Source organism: Candidatus Glassbacteria bacterium (assembly GCA_019456185.1).
GTDB lineage: Bacteria > Gemmatimonadota > Glassbacteria > GWA2-58-10 > GWA2-58-10 > JAJRTS01.
Genome location: VRUH01000145.1, coordinates 1 through 1,431, shown reverse-complemented (window position 1 = coordinate 1,431; position 1,431 = coordinate 1). Strand labels below are relative to the sequence as shown.

At 62.1% G+C, this 1,431-nt stretch carries 2 protein-coding genes; both read right to left on the bottom strand.

The features are described 5' to 3' along the window. The coding region (locus FVQ81_18525) for an adenylate/guanylate cyclase domain-containing protein (protein MBW7998527.1) at window positions 1–799 on the bottom strand (799 nt) is incomplete at its 3' end. Window positions 800–999: 200 nt separating this feature from the next. Further along, window positions 1,000–1,431 (bottom strand): hypothetical protein (locus FVQ81_18520; protein ID MBW7998526.1); only part of this gene is annotated, 432 nt, incomplete at its 5' end.

Sequence of the window (1,431 nt, the reverse complement as noted above, 5' to 3'; positions counted from 1 at the left end):
CGGCAAAGCCGTCGCTGAACCATTGGTCGTCCGGATTTCCGCTCAGGTTGTCGAAGGCCAGCACGGCGATGGAAGGCTTGTCGGGCAGGGGGAAGGCCGCTTCCTTCTCGAAGGCGGCCAAGGCGGATTCGACCACGGATTGCCGGTATAGATTCCAGGACAGAATCGCAACCAGCGCCACTAACACAGCCGCCGTCGCCAGCAGCGCCACCTTGCGCCAACTCCTTGCCAAATTCCTGACTGCGCGCTCCCTCCGCGTGGGCGCCTGTCCCGGTTCCAGCAGCACCTTGTAGACGCGCACTGGTGCGGCGATGTTCTTCACCTTGCGCTCGCCCAGGTAATCGAAATCCAAGTCCAGACGGGTATGAACCTGATCGAAAACGGTGCGGGATATACAGACGCCTCCGGGATCGGCAAGGGATTCCAGCCGCGCGGCGATGTTGACCCCGTCCCCAAACAACTCTCCATCCTTGATCAGCACGTCGCCCAGATTGATGCCGATGCGGAAGTGCATCCGCCGCGGCTCGGGTAACCGATTGTTGCGCCCGGACAACTCCCGCTGAATTTCCACCGCGCAGGTTACCGCGTCCACAACACTCTCGAATTCCGCCAGGATGGAATCCCCAGGAGCGTTCACGATTCGGCCCTGGCGTTTCCGGATGTGGGAGGAGAACACCTCGCGGTATTCCGCGAGCGTCTTGACGGTGGCATGGTGGTCGTCGCCCATCAGGCGGCTGTACCCAACCACGTCGGTGACGAACACCGCCGCCAGCTTCTGACGGGCTTCCGTTGAGGCCATGGTCGTCCCCTTTCAGGACAACGCTGTGAGGGGAAGGGCCTCCATATTCGGATAGGTTGGGAGTGAATTGCAAATCGGGGCGGAGTATGGAATTAGATGGTATATATTTGTACATATATTTGTAAGCATGGATGTAATTCCCCCGGCCGTGAATCCAAGGGCCAACGGGCATTTGAAATTCCGCAAATTCGTGCGAATTCTCAGCGAATGTGATCCGGCCCCTTCCCCAACTCCACCGCCAATGCCCGAATATGACCGGGTGTAACTCCGCAGCACCCCCCCAGGATGGAGATGCCAGTCCCGGACAGGGGCGCGAGATGCGCCGCGAATTCTTCCGGCGTCAGGTTCCCGGATTGCGGAGCATCCCCCGCGCGGGCGAACAGGGCGAGAGGCAACCCGGCATGGCTCAACCCTTCCATCCATCCCGGCAGCGCCTCCCCGATCATGGCGCATCCGGCGCCCAGGGAATCGGCTCCGGCATCCGCCAGACGCAGGGCGGCCTCGAGCGGAGGGAACCCATCCCCGGTGGCGCCGCTGCCGCCGAATACCGGCAGGGCCAGCACCGGCGCATCGCTGAGATTCTTCACCAGCGCGGTGACCCGGGCCAGTTCTTCCAGGCGGGTGAAGTGCTC